Source organism: Terriglobus sp. ADX1, assembly GCF_036877645.1.
Lineage (GTDB): Bacteria > Acidobacteriota > Terriglobia > Terriglobales > Acidobacteriaceae > Terriglobus.
The window spans coordinates 1-253 of the sequence record NZ_JAEDXV010000132.1 but is presented as its reverse complement, the minus strand read 5'-3'; the positions used below and the strand labels follow the sequence as shown (position 1 = coordinate 253).

The 253-nt window shown below is 57.3% G+C and carries 1 protein-coding gene; it reads right to left on the bottom strand.

What is annotated here, in order from left to right; all coding sequences use genetic code 11:
• Positions 1 to 98: BACON domain-containing protein (locus tag JAO32_RS19905; protein WP_334243642.1), on the bottom strand; the 98-nt coding region annotated here is incomplete at its 3' end.
• Positions 99 to 253: the final 155 nt, after the last annotated feature.

Below are 253 nucleotides of genomic sequence, written 5' to 3'. Positions count from 1 at the left end.
GCGCCAGACGATCCGCTGGCAGGCGATGCGCTTAACCACGATGCGCTGCTGGTTGCTGTCCAGGTATAGCTTCCCGAACCAAGGTTTGTAACCGTGATCGTTTTCGACGCAGGAGAGCTACCGACGTGCTGAGAAAGTCAGCGATTCCGGCGATACCTGCATGGTTGGCGGCGCCTGATTGGTGAAGGTATAAGTGCCGCCGTTGCTAAATCCGGGAACGGAGAGAAGCTGGCCTTCATCGTCTCCGTAGAAG